16 protein-coding genes and 1 tRNA gene are annotated in these 15,933 nt (G+C 53.2%); 9 read left to right on the forward strand and 8 right to left on the reverse strand.

Annotated elements, in window-relative coordinates:
- Positions 1-9 precede the first annotated feature (9 nt).
- The 5 genes from VA597_RS16595 to eda all read left to right on the forward strand — a co-directional run bounded on the left by VA597_RS16595 (position 10) and on the right by eda (position 5,264).
- A complete protein-coding gene (locus VA597_RS16595) occupies positions 10-1,245 on the forward strand; it encodes an NAD(P)/FAD-dependent oxidoreductase (protein WP_128743984.1) in 1,236 nt (411 codons plus the stop codon).
- Complete coding sequence (locus VA597_RS16600) at positions 1,239-1,601, forward strand: DUF1667 domain-containing protein (RefSeq protein WP_128743985.1); 363 nt, start codon at positions 1,239-1,241, stop codon at positions 1,599-1,601. The genes VA597_RS16595 and VA597_RS16600 overlap by 7 nt, the downstream gene beginning before the upstream one ends.
- Before the next feature lie 90 nt (positions 1,602-1,691).
- Positions 1,692-2,390: a FadR/GntR family transcriptional regulator gene (locus VA597_RS16605; protein WP_442861464.1), complete on the forward strand. Its 699-nt coding sequence runs from the start codon at positions 1,692-1,694 to the stop codon at positions 2,388-2,390.
- A 135-nt stretch (positions 2,391-2,525) separates the two neighbouring features.
- A complete protein-coding gene (locus VA597_RS16610) occupies positions 2,526-3,560 on the forward strand; it encodes a LacI family DNA-binding transcriptional regulator (protein WP_164919112.1) in 1,035 nt (344 codons plus the stop codon).
- Between the two features lie 18 nt (positions 3,561-3,578).
- Entirely contained in the window at positions 3,579-5,264 is a 1,686-nt protein-coding gene (gene eda / locus VA597_RS16615; RefSeq protein ID WP_243112552.1) for a bifunctional 4-hydroxy-2-oxoglutarate aldolase/2-dehydro-3-deoxy-phosphogluconate aldolase, read from the forward strand.
- A 160-nt stretch (positions 5,265-5,424) separates the two neighbouring features.
- Here the strand turns inward: eda and VA597_RS16620 are convergent, their stop codons facing one another.
- From VA597_RS16620 to VA597_RS16635, 4 genes are all read right to left on the reverse strand, one after another.
- Positions 5,425-5,601, reverse strand: a complete 177-nt coding sequence (locus VA597_RS16620; RefSeq protein WP_128743987.1) for a DUF1540 domain-containing protein — start codon at positions 5,599-5,601, stop codon at positions 5,425-5,427.
- A gap of 155 nt (positions 5,602-5,756) precedes the next feature.
- Positions 5,757-6,365: a hypothetical protein gene (locus VA597_RS16625; RefSeq protein WP_128743988.1), complete on the reverse strand. Its 609-nt coding sequence runs from the start codon at positions 6,363-6,365 to the stop codon at positions 5,757-5,759.
- 15 nt (positions 6,366-6,380) lie between these two features.
- The gene (locus VA597_RS16630; RefSeq protein ID WP_326974883.1) at positions 6,381-7,295 is read right to left on the reverse strand and encodes a hypothetical protein; all 915 of its coding nucleotides are present in this window, start codon (positions 7,293-7,295) and stop codon (positions 6,381-6,383) included.
- Complete coding sequence (locus VA597_RS16635; protein ID WP_326974884.1) at positions 7,192-8,067, reverse strand: CocE/NonD family hydrolase; 876 nt, start codon at positions 8,065-8,067, stop codon at positions 7,192-7,194. Before VA597_RS16635 ends, VA597_RS16630 begins: the two co-directional genes overlap by 104 nt.
- A gap of 436 nt (positions 8,068-8,503) precedes the next feature.
- Between VA597_RS16635 and VA597_RS16640 the strand changes: the two genes are divergently transcribed.
- A complete protein-coding gene (locus VA597_RS16640; RefSeq protein WP_326974885.1) occupies positions 8,504-10,048 on the forward strand; it encodes a PucR family transcriptional regulator in 1,545 nt (514 codons plus the stop codon).
- 127 nt (positions 10,049-10,175) lie between these two features.
- On the opposite strand, the gene VA597_RS16645 is transcribed toward VA597_RS16640, so the two are convergent.
- Entirely contained in the window at positions 10,176-10,436 is a 261-nt protein-coding gene (locus tag VA597_RS16645) for a hypothetical protein (RefSeq protein WP_326974886.1), read from the reverse strand.
- Between the two features lie 66 nt (positions 10,437-10,502).
- Here VA597_RS16645 and VA597_RS17810 point away from each other — a divergent pair, with 66 nt between their 5' ends.
- From VA597_RS17810 to VA597_RS16655, 3 genes are read left to right on the forward strand one after another with little or no spacing between them, the layout of a single operon-like run.
- The gene (locus VA597_RS17810; protein ID WP_442872800.1) at positions 10,503-10,991 is read left to right on the forward strand and encodes a CBO0543 family protein; all 489 of its coding nucleotides are present in this window, start codon (positions 10,503-10,505) and stop codon (positions 10,989-10,991) included.
- 34 nt (positions 10,992-11,025) lie between these two features.
- Positions 11,026-11,583 carry a CBO0543 family protein gene (locus VA597_RS16650; RefSeq protein ID WP_326974887.1) on the forward strand — a complete coding sequence of 186 codons (558 nt, stop codon included), beginning with the start codon at positions 11,026-11,028 and terminating at the stop codon, positions 11,581-11,583.
- 15 nt (positions 11,584-11,598) lie between these two features.
- Complete coding sequence (locus VA597_RS16655) at positions 11,599-12,216, forward strand: CBO0543 family protein (protein ID WP_326974888.1); 618 nt, start codon at positions 11,599-11,601, stop codon at positions 12,214-12,216.
- Positions 12,217-12,453: 237 nt separating this feature from the next.
- Here VA597_RS16655 and VA597_RS16660 read toward each other — a convergent pair.
- The 3 genes from VA597_RS16660 to ppdK form a co-directional block, all read right to left on the reverse strand.
- Positions 12,454-12,530, reverse strand: a tRNA-Arg gene (locus VA597_RS16660).
- A gap of 123 nt (positions 12,531-12,653) precedes the next feature.
- Positions 12,654-13,097: a hypothetical protein gene (locus tag VA597_RS16665; RefSeq protein ID WP_326974889.1), complete on the reverse strand. Its 444-nt coding sequence runs from the start codon at positions 13,095-13,097 to the stop codon at positions 12,654-12,656.
- Between the two features lie 78 nt (positions 13,098-13,175).
- On the reverse strand, positions 13,176-15,836 hold the full coding sequence (ppdK, locus tag VA597_RS16670) for a pyruvate, phosphate dikinase (RefSeq protein ID WP_128744001.1): 2,661 nt from the start codon (positions 15,834-15,836) through the stop codon (positions 13,176-13,178).
- Positions 15,837-15,933 lie beyond the last annotated feature (97 nt).

Raw genomic sequence — 15,933 nt, forward strand, 5'->3', positions numbered from 1 at the left:
GTGCTACTCTTGGAACAGAAAGACGTAATCATCATCGGCGGAGGTCCGGCCGGGCTTGCCGCGGCGGTCGAACTCTGCCGCAGGGGCGTCAGGGATATCCTGATTCTCGAGCGCGAAGAAACCGCCGGCGGCATTTTGAAGCAGTGCATTCACGACGGATTCGGCCTCACGAGATTTCATACGACGCTCAGCGGACCGGAATACGCGCAGCGGTTCCTGGACGAAACGGAAAAGGAAAACATCCAAATTCTGACCGGGACTTCCGTCCTGTCCCTCACTCCGGACCGGGTCGTCACGGCGGTGGGGCGTGGTGGACTCAAACATTTTAAGGCGAAAGCGGTGGTTCTCGCGATGGGCTGCCGGGAACGCACGCGCGGAGCACTGGCGATTCCGGGCGAGCGGCCCGCCGGGGTATTCACCGCGGGAGTCGCCCAATCCTACATCAACCTGCACAATAGGATGGTCGGAAAGCGGGCCGTTATTCTGGGCTCCGGCGATATCGGCATGATCATGGCAAGACGGCTGACGCTGGAAGGCGCCGAGGTTTCCGCCGTCTTTGAAATACAGCCCTATCCGAGCGGCCTGCCGCGAAACATCCACCAGTGCCTGGAAGATTACGGCATCCCGCTTTACCTGAGCCATACGGTCACGGATATCCACGGAAAAGCGCGGCTGACCGGCGTTACGGTCTCTCAGGTCGATGAAAAGCTGAAGCCGGTCCCCGGCACGGAGCAGGATTTTTCCTGCGATACCCTGATCCTCTCCGTCGGCCTGATCCCGGAAAACGAGCTTTCCATGCAGGCCGGCGTCCAAATCGACCCCCGGACGAAAGGGGCAGTGGTGGACGAATTCTGCCGGACCAGCGTGGAAGGGATCTTTGCGGCCGGCAATGTGCTTCACGTTCACGACCTTGTCGACTTTGTATCGCTGGAGGCGGAACGCCTCGCCGATTCCGTCGCCGAATATGTCAAATCGGGCAGCCTGCCGGAAAACCGGCTGAGCATTTCAGCGGATAAAAATATCAACCATACCGTCCCGCAGAAAATCAGCGGCAAAAACGGCTTTACCCTGTCCCTGCGGGTCAGCCGGCCCCTCGCCGGATGCGAAATTCAGGTTCTTCAGAACGGTAAAGTGATACAGAGTAAAAAAATGAAAAAAGCCATTCCCGCCGAAATGATTCAGATTCCCGTCAGCCGGGAATCCCTCTCCGGGAACGGAAACCTGGAGGTGCGGGCGCTATGCTGAAGAAATTTGTGTGTATCATATGCCCCAACGGGTGTGAAATCTCCGCGGAAGTGGAAGACGGAAAAATCATCTCCCTGCAGGGGGCCGGATGTCCCCGCGGCCAGGAATACGTCCATCAGGAGTTGGTCAATCCGGTCCGGAACATCGCTTCCTCCGTACTGCTGGAGGGCGGCGCCCTTCCCCTGGCCAGCGTCCGCCTGTCGAAACCCGTGCCGAAGGATCGGATCTTCGACGTGATGAAAGAAATCAAGAAGGCAAAGCTGACGGCTCCCGTATCGATCGGTCAGACGGTGATTCCCCACGTTTTGGGACTTGACAGCGACGTCATTGTCACTAAAAATATTCCCGTCCGCTGATTTTTAAAGACAGGTGTTTCACAGCGGAGTCTTTTGTGATAAACTTGTTGGAAAGAAAGGATCCGCCGGCGGATCCGGAAGGGGCGGCCAATGCAGGAGAAAACACCCCGTCCCGCCATGGATCAGGAAACCCTGATCGAGCGGACGACGAACGGAATCATAAAAATCATTCAGGAAAAAAATTATCAGCCCGGAGACCGGATCCCCAATGAATACGAGCTCTGCGGCATGCTCGGCGTGAGCCGGAACACGGCGCGCGAGGCTTTGCGCTCGCTCGCCACAAGCAACGTCATCGAAATCCGCCAGGGAGCCGGAACGTTCATTTCGGAAAAGATGGGCATTCCGGACGATCCGCTGGGGTTTTCCATGATCAAGGATAAAAACAAGCTGACGAGGGACCTGCTTCAGCTCCGCTGCGTCATTGAGCCTCCGATCGCCGCTTTGGCCGCGCAGAACGCCACGCCGCAGGACATTGCGAAGCTGGAAATCGCCCTGCTGGAAGTGGAGGGGCAGATCGCCCAGCACACCCGGTTCGCGGAAAAGGACCGGAAATTTCACGCTCAGATCGCGCGCTGCTCCGGCAATCTTGTCGTTTCCAACCTGATCCCGATCATCAGCGAGGGAGTCACCGTGTTCTCTTCCGTGGTCGGGCGCCAGGAATACGAGCAGACGCTGAAATCCCATCGAAGCATTTTTGAGGCGATCCGGGACAGGCACCCCATGGAAGCGGAACAGGCGATGCTTTTCCACCTGCTGTATAACATGAACCGTTTCCGCGTCGGAAATTAATCGGAAAATACCCGCGGTCTGTCTTGACTTTTTTACCGCCGTTCTCTATAATGAAGTCGTCTCGGATGGTAAACCGGTTTCCGAAATCAGTTTCCCCAACGCCTTCATCAATCGAAAATGAAGCAGGTCTGTATTATGAAAGAAAAGCACGTCACAATCGATCTTGTTGCTCAAACCGCCCGGGTTTCCAAAACGACGGTTTCCCGTTTTCTGAACGGCAAATTCGACTCGATGTCCGCCGAAACCAGGGACCGGATCCAAAAGGTAATCGAGGATCTGGAATATCACCCCAGCAGGATCGCGCGAAGCCTGAAGGCAAGCAGCCGCCAGACGATCGGGTGCGTCATCGCGGACGTGGGCAGCCCGTTTTCTTCCATTTTGCTCAAAGGGATCAACGACATTTGCAGCTCCAGCGGATACCAGGTCCTGTTTTCCGACAGCAATAACCGTCCGAAACGGGAAATAGATTGCATCCAGAAACTTCTGGAGCATCAGGTGGACGGCCTGATTCTGAACACGACGGGCGGAAACGACGGTTATTTGGCGGAGCTGAGCCAAAGAGGCGTCCCCATCGTGCTGGCCGACCGGAGCATCGAACCGCGGGACGTCATCAGCACGGTCACGACGGACAACTACCGGTCGGCCTATGCCTGCATAAAGCATCTTTTCGAAAACGGATACCGCAAAATCGCATTTTTTACCCAGGGAAACGGAACCGTCAGCCCCCGCGTCATCCGATACCGGGCATATCTGGACGCGATGAGGGAACTGTACCGGGAGGACGGCGGTCCCTCCTCTTATGTGATCGACGAAAACGATATTAAAAGCTGTACGGACAGTCTCGCCGACTTTATCGGGCGGCATCCGGCTGAACGATGCGCCGTTTTCGCCGTCAACGGCGTCACCTCTCTCGCCGTTCTCCAGGCCGCGCGGCAGGGCGGATACCCGATCGGCGAAGGACTTGGCCTCTGCGGCTTCGACGATTGGGGCTGGGCGTCCCTGGTTCCGCCCGGCATCACCACCATCACGCAGGACTCCTACGGCGTCGGAACGCGGTCCGCCAAGCTCCTGCTGCGCCGGCTGCGCGGCAAAAGCCAGGCCAGGCCGCAGTATATTGAACTTCCAAACCATTTGAATATCCGCGGCTCAACAAGCCCGGACCGCGGATAAAAGGACAGGAGAAGAAAAATGAAATCAGTAACCGACAGAATGGCGGAACTTAAAATTATCCCGGTTGTCACCCTGGAAGACCCGGAAGACGCGGTTCCTCTGGCATCCGCTCTGATCGGCGGCGGGATTCCCGCCGCCGAGGTCACTTTCCGGACCGAAGGTGCCTATCAATCCATTCAGGCGATTTCAAAAGCGTTCCCTGATATGCTGGTGGGGGCGGGAACGGTCCTGAATCCGGCCCAGGTCGATTCCGCCGCCGAGGCGGGGGCGAAATTCATCGTTTCCCCCGGCCTTGACCCCGAAACGGTTCTTTACTGTCAAAAGATTGGGATTCCCATCTTTCCTGGCTGCGTGACAGCCGGCGAGATTCAGAAGGCGATCGGGCTCGGCCTGAGCGTGCTGAAATTCTTCCCCGCGGAGCAGTCGGGCGGCCTGGGCGCGCTGAAGGCGCTTTCCGCCCCGTTCACGCAGATCCGCTGGATGCCGACCGGCGGAATTAATCTGAACAATATCGGAACCTATCTCTCTTTCCCGAAAATTTTGGCCTGCGGCGGAAGCTATATGGTCGGAAAAGCCGATATCAGGGCAAAGAACTGGGATAAGATCACGGAGCTTTGCCGGCAGACGGTCCGCCTGATTCAGGATAAGCCCGAATCCGGGGAACCCGTTTCACCGGCGGCCGGACTTTCGGGAAAGAAAGCCTACGATTTCGTCGCGCTGGGAGAAAGCCTGATGAGGCTGTCCTCCGCTCCGGATCAAAGGATCTCCGGCGGCGGCTCCTTTACCGCCTGCATCGGGGGATCGGAACTGAACGTCTGCTCCGGAATGGCGCGGCTGGGCTGCAAATCCGGTTTCATCACCTGCCTTCCCGGCAATGAGATCGGAAAATTCGCCCTGCATGAAATTCAAAGGATGGGGGTCTCCCGGGAGCTGATTTCCATCGACAGCGAAAAGGACGCGCGGCTGGGTGTCTATTACTCCGAGGGCGGCGCGGCTCCCCGGAAGCCGAAGGTCGTATACGACAGAAGCCACAGCTCCGCCGGGAAACTGGATCTGAGCTTCCTGCCGCAGTCGGTCTATTCGGATACGAAAATCTTTCATACAACGGGGATCACGCTTGCCCTGCCGCCGGTGCGCAAAACAGCTGTCGAAGCGATCAAGCGCTTTCACGCCGGCGGAGCCCTCATCAGCTTCGACGTGAACTTCCGCGCCAACCTCTGGGACGAACAGACGGCCCGCCAGGTCCTGACGGAAATTTTCCCCTATGTGGATATCCTGTTCATCTCGGAGGAATCCTGCCGGAGAATGTTTCAAAAGACCGGCACTCTCCGGGAAATCATGAAGAGTTTTGCCGCCGAGTTCAACATCCGGATCGTAGCGACCTCCGCGCGCAAAGTCATCAGTGAAAAGGAACACGCCTGGAACAGCACGGTCTATTCCGCGGAGAAGGATGAATTTTTTACGGGTACGCCTTACTCCCCCATTTCCGTCGCCGATCGGATCGGAAGCGGGGACGCATTCGACGCCGGGGTGCTGTACGGCCTGCTCGCATGCCAATCCGAACGGAAAATGATCGATTACGGCAATGCGATGGCCGCGCTGAAATGCACGGTTCCCGGCGATTTGCCCGATTTTGACAAGGAAGACGTCGAACAGCTGATGGAGCTTCATAAAAGCAACGATCAGAGTGAAATGATCCGGTAAGGAAAAACAGCCGGGCGGACACGTTCCCGTGTCTCCTCGCCGCATTTTTCAATCAGCCCGGCCGGAAAGAAACGCCGCACGTTCGCTTCTGCAAACGTGCGGCTCTTTTTATCAGATTTTATTTTATTTCTGTTTGCCTTTGACGACGGACAGAAAAGATTTACATGGTCTCATGATTTACAAAAGTCGAGCAGCACGTTGAATCGCTGGACTCCGCCTTGTTGGTTCCTCTGCCGCCCATGGCATTGACTTCCAGATAATCCGCATAGCACATATGCTGCTTATTATAATGGCAGTTTTCAACACCGCATTTTACCTGCATTTTGGGTGCGTCCATTTTTATCACCTCCCGTCCTCCGTATTGTTCCCCCGAAATGAAAGAATAATAACGACATCCCGGTTTTTAAACCGGCAACTCTTCGCCGGAAACGGAGGCCGGGTTCACGGGCCGTGAGAACGCGGTCAAGGAGTAAAAATCGTCGGGATTTGAAGTTATTTGCCGCTGCCGCTTTTTAACGGGAGCAAATCGGTCAGAGGGACTTTCATTTTCACGGCCCGCCTCAGTGCGTCGCGGAATTCTTCGCGGCTTGCGAGAAAAAGACTCTCGTCCGGCAGGCTTCCGAACAAATCCATATATTTGGATTCGAAGCGTTTGACAGGATCTGAACCATCGGGATTCCCTTTCCCCGCCGCACCTTTTTTCATTAATTCCAGCGCGTCGCTTTCCAGAGAATTCATCAGTCCGCCGATGTCAATCGATGAATCGTCCGGATAAATAACGCTGACATTTCTGGCGCCGAAGAGCACGTCGAGAAACAGCGTTTTTCCGTCAAGCTCAAACTCCATGTCGGCCCGCGCCAGCTTCGCGGATCTGTATTTTGCGATGAAGGCATCCGTGTCCGCGATCCGGGTAAAGGATTCTCTCAGGCCGAAATCAATAAAAGATTCCTCGTCCTTCAGCGTGACGGACTTGACGCGGAAAGCCGCGCGGCGGCAGACCGCCGCGGCGAATGCCAGGCCGAACTCATTGTCGTGAAAATGGTCGGAGCCGAAGTTGTCGGATTGATGTCCCCTGCGCCCGGCATGGTCCAGCAATTTCATGGTATGATTCCTCCTTTAGTCGTCCCACGGGTAATGGATCGACACATTGGCATATTTCAGTTTGCCTGTTTGGTCGTCGCGGGCATTCTCCATGTGGTCCCTGTAATCGTTATAGCTCGCTTTGGTTTCTTCGGAGCATTCTCCGTTAAAATTGATCTTTGTCTCAAAATGAGCGTCCGGGGCGGATGCCAGTTCCCCGATGTGGTCCGTTATTGCCTCCTGTGTGCATTTGGGGGCTGAATTGCCGTCCATGACCGTGATTTCGTGACTCACGGCGCCATCCGCCTCGCGGACGGTATGATTTTCAATAATATTCTGTTCCCCCGCGTGGACCTGCCGGGACTTCGGGCTGTCCACGTTTTCCTGTGCGTCCCCGCGTGAAATATCCGCATCCGCCACTTCATCCTTAAAATTGCCTGCGGAGTCGTTGATGGAGGAACGGTCGACGTGGATCTGTTCTCCGGACTGGGAAACCGCATCCGGATGGGAATCCTTGCTCACATCGCCGATGCGCAGCGACAGAGCCGCCGCCGCAGTTTGGCCGAGTTTTTTGTCGTCGTTCTCAAAGGCGGAACGGTCGAAAGAGACCGGCTGCTCAGGGTGGTCCTTATTATACGCGTCCACCGCGGCGTCTATTTTGTCGAAACAACCCGACCAATCGGACTTGCTGTTTAAATCCTTGACGCCGGAATTCGATTTGCTGTGGGCCATGCATTCCACCGCGACCGCGTCGACCTGTTCGTCGGAGAAGCCGGCTCCCTTATAATCTTCCCTGTTTGCCAGAACTTCAACCGCGGAATTTAAGGAGTGATTTTTTCTGACATCGTCAAACGACTCCGCTTTTGATATGGCATAGGACGGGTTTCCATGGACATCTTCCGACTCTTTCAGGGCATAACCGCCCTTGTACCATCGTGACGGTATCCTCAACAAAGGTCTTGCAGGCGACCTCCTTGACAATGTTCTCTTCATAGGCGGGGTTGGGAATGCCGCCGCAGAAATAGCTCTCGCGGTAAAGGTCGCTCTGGCCCTCCCACGCTGCCAGGCAGGCCAGGTGGGGCGGCTGCTCCGCCGCGATCTTCCAGTTCTCCATGCAGACGCCGGAGTTGCCGAACAAAGTGCACCTGCCGTTGCACCAGGCCTGAGCGGCGGCCCATTCGACGAAGTCATAGCCGTCCCGCGCGTCCTCCGTGCCCCACAGGTTCACACAGCCTTCGGAATTGCCGACGCCGCGCGCGTCGACATTGGCTACCGCGTAGCCATAACGGCACCAGTAGCCGGGATCGGCGGATTCAAACTTTGCCATCTTGGAAACGGCCTGAGGAGGGACTCCCATCAGCTTCCAGTCATCCTGGCCTTCCGCCGGACGCTTGCCAAAATAACCCCAGGAAACGATGCAGGGAACCTTCCCGGCAGAATCGGAAGGGCGGTAGATATCCGCATAGATCGTAACGCCGTCCCGCATCTTCACCGCCACGTCCTGCTCGCAGATGATGCCGGGGCCCGCCTGATAGGTGCGGGGGTTCAGCTCCGCGCAATAGCTGAACATCGCCGCCGCGGGGTCGACGTTCACATTGCCGCTGGCTCTCATCTCATCCATTTGCCTCTTGGTCTTGCCGGTAGTCCCCTTAACGTATACAACATCGAATTCCTGGCCGTCGAACGTTTTCTTTACGATAATCCGCTCGCGATTGTCTTCCATATTGAAACTCCTTTCTATGTTTCGCCGGAAACCGCTCCGGTTTCGGAAAGCCCTCGGGAACCGCAGCGCCAAACCGTCGGACGGCCCGCGGGTCTTTTTTCCCTGATGTTCATTATATAGCCCGTTCCTCAAAAGCACATCGTGCCGCCGCACAGCATTTCAAATTCCGATCGGCAATATCCTCCATCCTGATTTTTCTTTGTGCAAATCGACCACTTTTCTTTCGCCGATCAACCACATCCCTCGGCACATCCTATTTTCACCGGGCTTCCATGCGCCGGGGAAGCATAATTTGCACAAAACCTATGGAATATTTTCTTGTTTTCTTTCGAAAATCAATATATAATAAAAATGCTATAAATCCCTCTATCTTCACAGAAAAGAGCTGTTCCGAATGACTTGGAGAGAAATTTCTACGAAATTGTGCTGTGGCACAATGGTCATTTTGCAAGAAACCGATTCGAATCAGGAATATCAGTCCTTGGTTTTTCTCGGTGAATATGAACAGAAATTCTGTCAGTCGGTTTTATACTTTTGTCCTTTCACGGTCTTTCAGCATCTGAAGCTTCCGGAAAAGCTTTCGGTGATCCTGTATTCCGAGGAAGCTCCTTCCAAGGAATATCTGTGCGGCCATACGGCAAATGCCGCTTATTTTTCCGACCGGGCCGCATTCACAGGCTGCTACAATCAGCTGTGTTCCGATTTTCAGCTCATCTACAGGATGGACGGCTGCATGCAAAGTCTTTCCGCCCTGATCTGTGCAAACGCCAGCCTGACGGAAATCGCGGACAAGATCGCCGGTATCTATTCTCATCCCGTCAACATTGTAAATAACTCTTTTTCCATCCTCGCCAGTTCGACGGCCTATCCGTTTTTCAGCGCCGACCTGATTTCAGACAATCAAAGAGGTTACGTTCCTCCCGATATCATCCGCCTGATCGATATCCCGGCGCTGAGGATCGGGAAGTCGTCGCGGGAACCGATGCTGATCTTTCACAAAAAAGCGCAGCTTCCGCCTGAGGCTGAAGAGTTTAAGCACTACTGTACTCCGATCCTGATCAGCTCCGTCATCGTGGGCTATTTCAGCGTGTATCTGAGGCCGGAGGAATATTTGCCGGAAACCCTGATCCGTTATTTACCGCAGATCGCCAATCAGATCAGCCTGCAAATGCAGAAGCAGGACTTCTACACCATCAATAAGGCGAATTACTACACCAACCTTTTTTCCAATTTGCTGAGCGAGAACTGCGATCCCAACGGGAAATGGGAGGAGCGCATCTGTGCCTTCGGGTATCAGCTCAAGGATATCAAATATATCCTGGTCGCCGATATTCCCAAATCCATCCGGGACAGCTATGGAATTCAGGAACTGAGCAAAGCTCTGCAGAGCATCTTTGAAAACAGCATTTTTATTATTCAGAACAGCCAGATCATCTATCTGGCAAGCTATGACGACTGCTCCAACCCGCTGAAAACGATCCTGGCAAAATGCGCCGAATTTATGGATTCGATGATTCTGAAAGTCGGTATCAGCTCTTCATTTACCTCGATCGACGGCGTCCGGGAACATACGATGCAGGCCCGGGCCGCAATTGAGGTCGGCGAAATCTTCGATCCCCAGATCAACGTCTATCCGTACGACCGCTACCGCCTGAAATATATGGTTTACAAGCTGTCCTCCAAATTTGATATATCGATGTTCTGCCTTCCGCAGCTGACGACGCTGTTGGATTATGACAAGAAGCACAATTCACAGCTGACTTACACCCTGTTCATTCACCTGAGCAACCCGCACACTCCGGCATCGGCCTGCAAGCGTCTTCACATTCACAAAAACACGCTGTATTTCCGTTTGGACAAGATAAAAGAAATCACCGGACTGGACTTTGATGATCCGAGCATTTCCGCCATGCTGCTGGTCTCCTTCATGATACTTCGCCTGCGCCATGCCATTAACTGGAGCATGCCGGATCTCATATGAATTTTACCGGCACTCTTTCCAATTAAAGCTGCATCAACTGGCTTACCTCCCTCCTGGATTTCTTTGAGGCTCACTCGGTGAGAATACAACGGATTTAGCAACGCGCAGAAGCCGGAAGAAAGCGCGGTTACGACATAAAGCGGGCTTTAACCACATCCATACAAAAAATAAAAAACAGCATCGGACAACCGAAAATGGCTGTCTGACGCTGTTTTTTCTGCTTTTTCCGGCGCGCTCGCAATAAAAGCCGTGAAAGCGCAAGGCCGCTTCCGGGCTGCGCCGGAGGGTGAGAGCTCACAGTCTTCTGATTAACGATCCTACCCGTCGAATTTTCGGGGCTCAATATTGGGTTACCTTCGGCAAATTGTAATTTCACATAATATTTCATAGTATTCGAAACATACTAAACAGTATTATTGAGGCTTAAGGTTGGGTAAAAATGATACTTTTGATTATGGCGATTATTGCTGTTTATTTATGTTATAAGAAAGGTGATTGGAAACACTGGAAACTTTATTATCCCACGATACTCTATTACATCATAATCAGCATCAATGTGAGCATCATTACAGATGAAAAGCCCCTGTGGCTGTTTTATGGTTCTTCCCCGATCGATAGAGGCTGCAATTACGTCTTGGAGTTTATTGTTTTCCCCTGCATCATCATTTTATTTTTATCCAATTTTCCTGAACAGCATTTAAAACAGGTCTTTTACCTATCCTCATATATTCTGATTTTATCTTTCTGTGAAATGATGTTCTGCATTACAAAAGAAATCGTCTATTATAACGGCTGGAATATCTGGCTTTCTGTAATTCTTTATATCATGACTTTTCCCCTCTTGATTTTACATGACAGAAACCCTTTAGCAGCATGGTTCATTTCATTTTTATTAATTTATGGAATGATAACATATTTCAAAATACCTATCAATAGCATATAAGGACAAATTTCGACAAAAGGGGGGAGAGTAAAACATGATCGGTAAAATTTCAGACATACCAAGAGATGTAGGCATTCAGAAACAATTGACCGATATGCATGTCAAAGAATGGTTTGAGTCAGATGTGTTTCACTTTCGCTGGTGGTTGTTGATTTTTCTTGTGATCGCCATGCTGTTGATTTGGTGGAGGCTCCTGGACAAGTCGAGGATTTTCGAGATCAGCCTCTTTGCGATATTGTCGGCCATCGTATTCATGGGCGTCCATGAGTACGGGGAAGAACTGGTCCTATGGGAGTACCCGACCGATCTTATCCCCATATTCCCACCTTTGTCTTCCTTCAATTTAGTCGGTCTTCCTTTTGCATATTCTTTAGTCTATCAGAGGTTTGGCAGGAGGAAAAGCTTTCTATGCGCAGCGGTTATAACGACGGCCTTTATCTGTTTTCTAATCGAGCCCCTTCTGTCATGGGGAGGTTTTTATTGCCTCCTTCATTGGAACTACTTTTTCAGCGCCGTTATCTATTTTACGGTTACCGTTATCGTAAGAGCCGTGATAAAAAGAATTTACGCAATAGCAAAGCAAGCTGAATGAAAGGATACGGTATAAATGCAATCCACGTCTCAGGATATCGTGAAAAATGCAGCGGTGCAATGGGAATTGACCGTGGCCCGGTTTGAAGAATGGTCCAGGTATGTTTTTCATTTCAAATGGTGGCTGCTGCTTGCGGTATTTATCTTGTCTGCATTAATCTGGTGGAAATTAATCGACAAATCGAAATTGGTTGAGATCGTCGTATTCACGGGGATCACATGCATTATTGTTTTAGCATTGGATGAGCTTGGGGAAGAGCTGACCTTGTGGGACTACCCTATCGAACTTATCCCCCTTTTTCCTCCGATATCGTCTATTGATCTGGCAAGTCTGCCCATGATTTACTCTTTAATCTATCAGTATTTTTACACTTGGAAGAGCTTTGCGATCGCGTCTTTTATATTTTCCGTTTTTTCCTGTTTTGTTTTTGAACCGCTCTTTGTGCTGGTTGGAATATATCAAATGATTACGTGGAAAAGCTATTATGGATTACCGATTTACTTCGCCATAGCCCTATTTTCCAAAGGTGCGGTGGCATTGATGTCTAGAATTGAAAAAAATATAAATCATAACAATTTAAGTCGGCCTTCGGGTATCCAAGCATTCTCCGGGCGCCCATTTCAGCGCCGATGATAAAATGTCACCGGTGGGTTCTCGCCCTCCAAATACGCAAAAAAGACAGGGGCAAAAGCCCTGTCTTTTTCTGGCGCGCTCGGAGGGACTCGGGTAGTGCGGTTCTGGGCCGCGTTCCGCGGACCCCTTCATAAAGCCCGTGAAAACGGAAAACCGCTGCGGTCCTCCGGGCTGCACCGGTGGGTTCTCGCCCTCCAAATACGCAAAAAAGACAGGGACAAAAGCCCTGTCTTTTTCTGGCGCGCTCGGAGGGACTCGAACCCACGGCCTTCTGATTCGTAGTCAGACACTCTATCCAGCTGAGCTACGAGCGCATTCTCAAGGAAGCTGGCATTGAAAACATCCTCCATTCACAATGACAGCTTAACTATTATATTAGATCGAGAGGAAAAAGTCAAGCCCTTTTGCCTGAATATTATCCTCCGGGCCGGAAGCTGTCAGGTTTCCTTCGAAGACGGCACGCAGATACAGAATCCCCAGGCGGCCAGCGCAAGGGAAAGCAGCGATGCCAGAATAATGAAATAATGCAAACCAGTCATCGCAACGGAATCCACCATTTTCCGTTTCGCCGCGGTAAAAAAGCACGCTGCCGCCAACATGTAAAACGCGCTGAGACAGGCCGCCATCCCAAAATTATAGCGCTCCCTGAGAAAGATCAGTAAAAAGGCCGTCAGGATCGGAAGCAGACAAGACAGCAGCAAATAAACAAGCGCGTTGTTGGAAAAACCCATGCCGGCATAGCGGTGAATCATTCCGAAGACACTCAGCGGCTCCTTGTCTCCCGGTGTCGAAGAGGCTGCCATGCCGACCGGCAGAAACTGCATCCCAATCAGCAGCGTCTGGATCAGAATCAGCAGAATCTTCACCTGTTTCTTCTGCATATATTTCAATCTCCCTCCTGAAAAGAATTCCCCTGCGAAAACGCAGGGGAATCTCGCTTCAAAACGTTTAAAACGGAATCAGGCTTTTGCCCTTTTTTCCTTAATTGCCGCCTGGGCAGCCGCAAGGCGTGCGATCGGCACGCGGAACGGTGAGCAGGAAACATAATCAAGGCCGGCAAAATGGCAGAACTCGACGGAAGACGGGTCACCGCCATGCTCGCCGCAGATGCCGAGGTGAATGTTCGGGCGGGTCGCGCGGCCGTCTTCGACCGCCATCTTGATCAGCTTGCCCACGCCCACCTGGTCGAGATGCGCAAACGGATCGGATTCGTAAATTTTCTTCTCATAGTAATAATCAAGGAACTTGCCGGCGTCGTCGCGGCTGAATCCGAAGGTCATCTGGGTCAGGTCGTTGGTGCCGAAGCTGAAGAACTCAGCCTCCTTGGCAATGTCGCCCGCGGTCAGCGCGGCACGCGGAATCTCGATCATGGTGCCGACCTGGTACTTCATCTTGACGCCCGCCTCGGCGATGATCTTGTCAGCCGTGGCGACGACGACGTCCTTGACATATTTCAGCTCTTTGATCTCGCCCACGAGCGGAATCATGATGCGCGGTTCGACATTGTAGCCCGGATGCGCCTTGTTGACGTTGATGGCGGCGTTGATGACGGCCGCGGTCTGCATCTCGGCAATTTCCGGATAGGTGACGGCAAGACGGCAGCCGCGGTGACCCATCATCGGGTTGAATTCGTGCAGGCTAGCGATCACGTTCTTCAGGTGCTCGACGGTGATGCCCAGTTCGCCTGCGATCTCCTTGATATCCGACTCCTTGGTCGGCAGGAACTCATGCAGCGGCGGATCCAGGAAGCGGATAATCACCGGACGGCCTTCCATCGCGCTGTACAGGCCCTCGAAATCGCCCTGCTGGTACGGCATGATCTTCGCAAGAGCCTTTTTGCGCTCCTCGACCGTCTCGGAAACGATCATCTCGCGCATCGCCTTGATGCGGGTGCCTTCAAAGAACATGTGCTCGGTGCGGGTCAGGCCGATGCCCTCGGCGCCGAATTCACGCGCCTGCTTCGCATCCTTCGGGGTGTCCGCGTTGGTGTAAACCTGCAGTCTCCTCGCCTTGTCGGCCCAAGCCATGAAGCGGCCGAAGTCGCCGGAAATGGTGGCCGGAACGGTCGGAATCGCCGCATCGTAAACATTGCCGGTGGAACCGTCAATGGAGATGTAGTCGCCTTCCTTCACGGTCTTGCCTGAAAGAGTGAACTGCTTTTTGTCATAGTCAACGACAATTTCGCCGCAGCCGGAAACACAGCAGGTGCCCATGCCGCGCGCGACAACCGCCGCGTGGGAGGTCATGCCGCCGCGGACGGTCAGGATACCCTGCGCGACCGCCATGCCCTCGATGTCTTCCGGAGAGGTCTCAAGGCGCACCAGAACGACCTTTTCGCCTTTCTTCGCCCACTCCTTTGCATCGTCGGCGGAGAAAACGACTTTGCCGCAGGCGGCACCCGGAGAAGCCGCCAGGCCGTGGCCGATGGCTTTCGCCTTCTTGATGGCTTCGGCATCAAACTGCGGGTGCAGCAAAGCGTCGAGCTGCTTCGGCTCCACGCGGAGAACGGCCTCTTCCTCATCGATCATGCCCTCGTCCACCAGGTCGCACGCGACCTTCAGCGCGGCGGCCGCCGTGCGCTTGCCGTTGCGGGTCTGCAGCATGAACAGGTGACCGTCCTCAATGGTGAATTCCATATCCTGCATGTCCTTGAAATGATTCTCAAGATTCGTCGCAATTTTGACGAACTGATCGTACACTTCCGGCATCTGATCTTTCAGGTGGCTGATCGGGGACGGCGTGCGGACGCCGGCGACGACATCCTCGCCCTGCGCGTTGATAAGGTATTCGCCGAACAGCGCCTTCTCGCCGGTCGCCGGGTTGCGGGTGAACGCGACGCCCGTGCCGGAGTGGTCGCCGGAGTTGCCGAAAGCCATCTGCTGGACGTTGACCGCGGTTCCCCATTCGTAAGGAATTTCATTCATCTTGCGGTAAACGTTCGCGCGGGGGTTATCCCAGCTGCGGAACACCGCTTTCACAGCCTCGATCAGCTGCTCCTTCGGCTCCTGCGGGAACGGCTTGTGCTCGTTGTCCTCATAGATCTTTTTGAAAATGCCGACCAGCTTCTTCAGGTCTTCGGCAGTCAGGTCGACGTCGTTCTTCACGCCTTTTTCGGCCTTCATTTTATCGATTTCTTCTTCGAACAGGCTCTTGGAAACGCCCATGACGACGTCCGAGAACATCTGAACAAAACGGCGGTAGCTGTCATAAGCAAAACGCGGATTGCCGGTCTTTTTTGCCAAGCCCTCAACGGCCTCGTCATTCAGGCCCAGATTCAGGATCGTGTCCATCATTCCGGGCATGGATTGACGCGCGCCGGAACGAACGGAAACAAGAAGAGGATTGCTGATGTCTCCGAAGGTCTTCCCGGTGATTTTCTCCAGGCCCTTCATATGATCAAAAATATCCTTCTCAATTTCTCCATTGATCTGGCGGCCGTCCTCATAGTACTGGGTGCAGGCATCGGTGGTGATGGTAAAACCCTGCGGCACCGGCATCCCGGCTTCGGTCATTTCTGCCAAACCGGCGCCTTTGCCGCCCAGAGTGTTCTTCATCGTGGTCATGTCGCCGTGAAAGGCCTCGCTGCCCTCGGTGAAGTAGTAAAGATATTTATTGCTCATGAAACTACCTCCTGAAAAGAATAAAAATTGTGTTTGGTGAACATTCGCGTTCGATCGCAAATCGCTCAAACTGTATTATATCAAATACCCGAATCAA

Origin of the sequence: Caproicibacter sp. BJN0012 (assembly GCF_035986805.1) — a bacterium.
Lineage (GTDB): Bacteria > Bacillota > Clostridia > Oscillospirales > Acutalibacteraceae > Caproicibacter.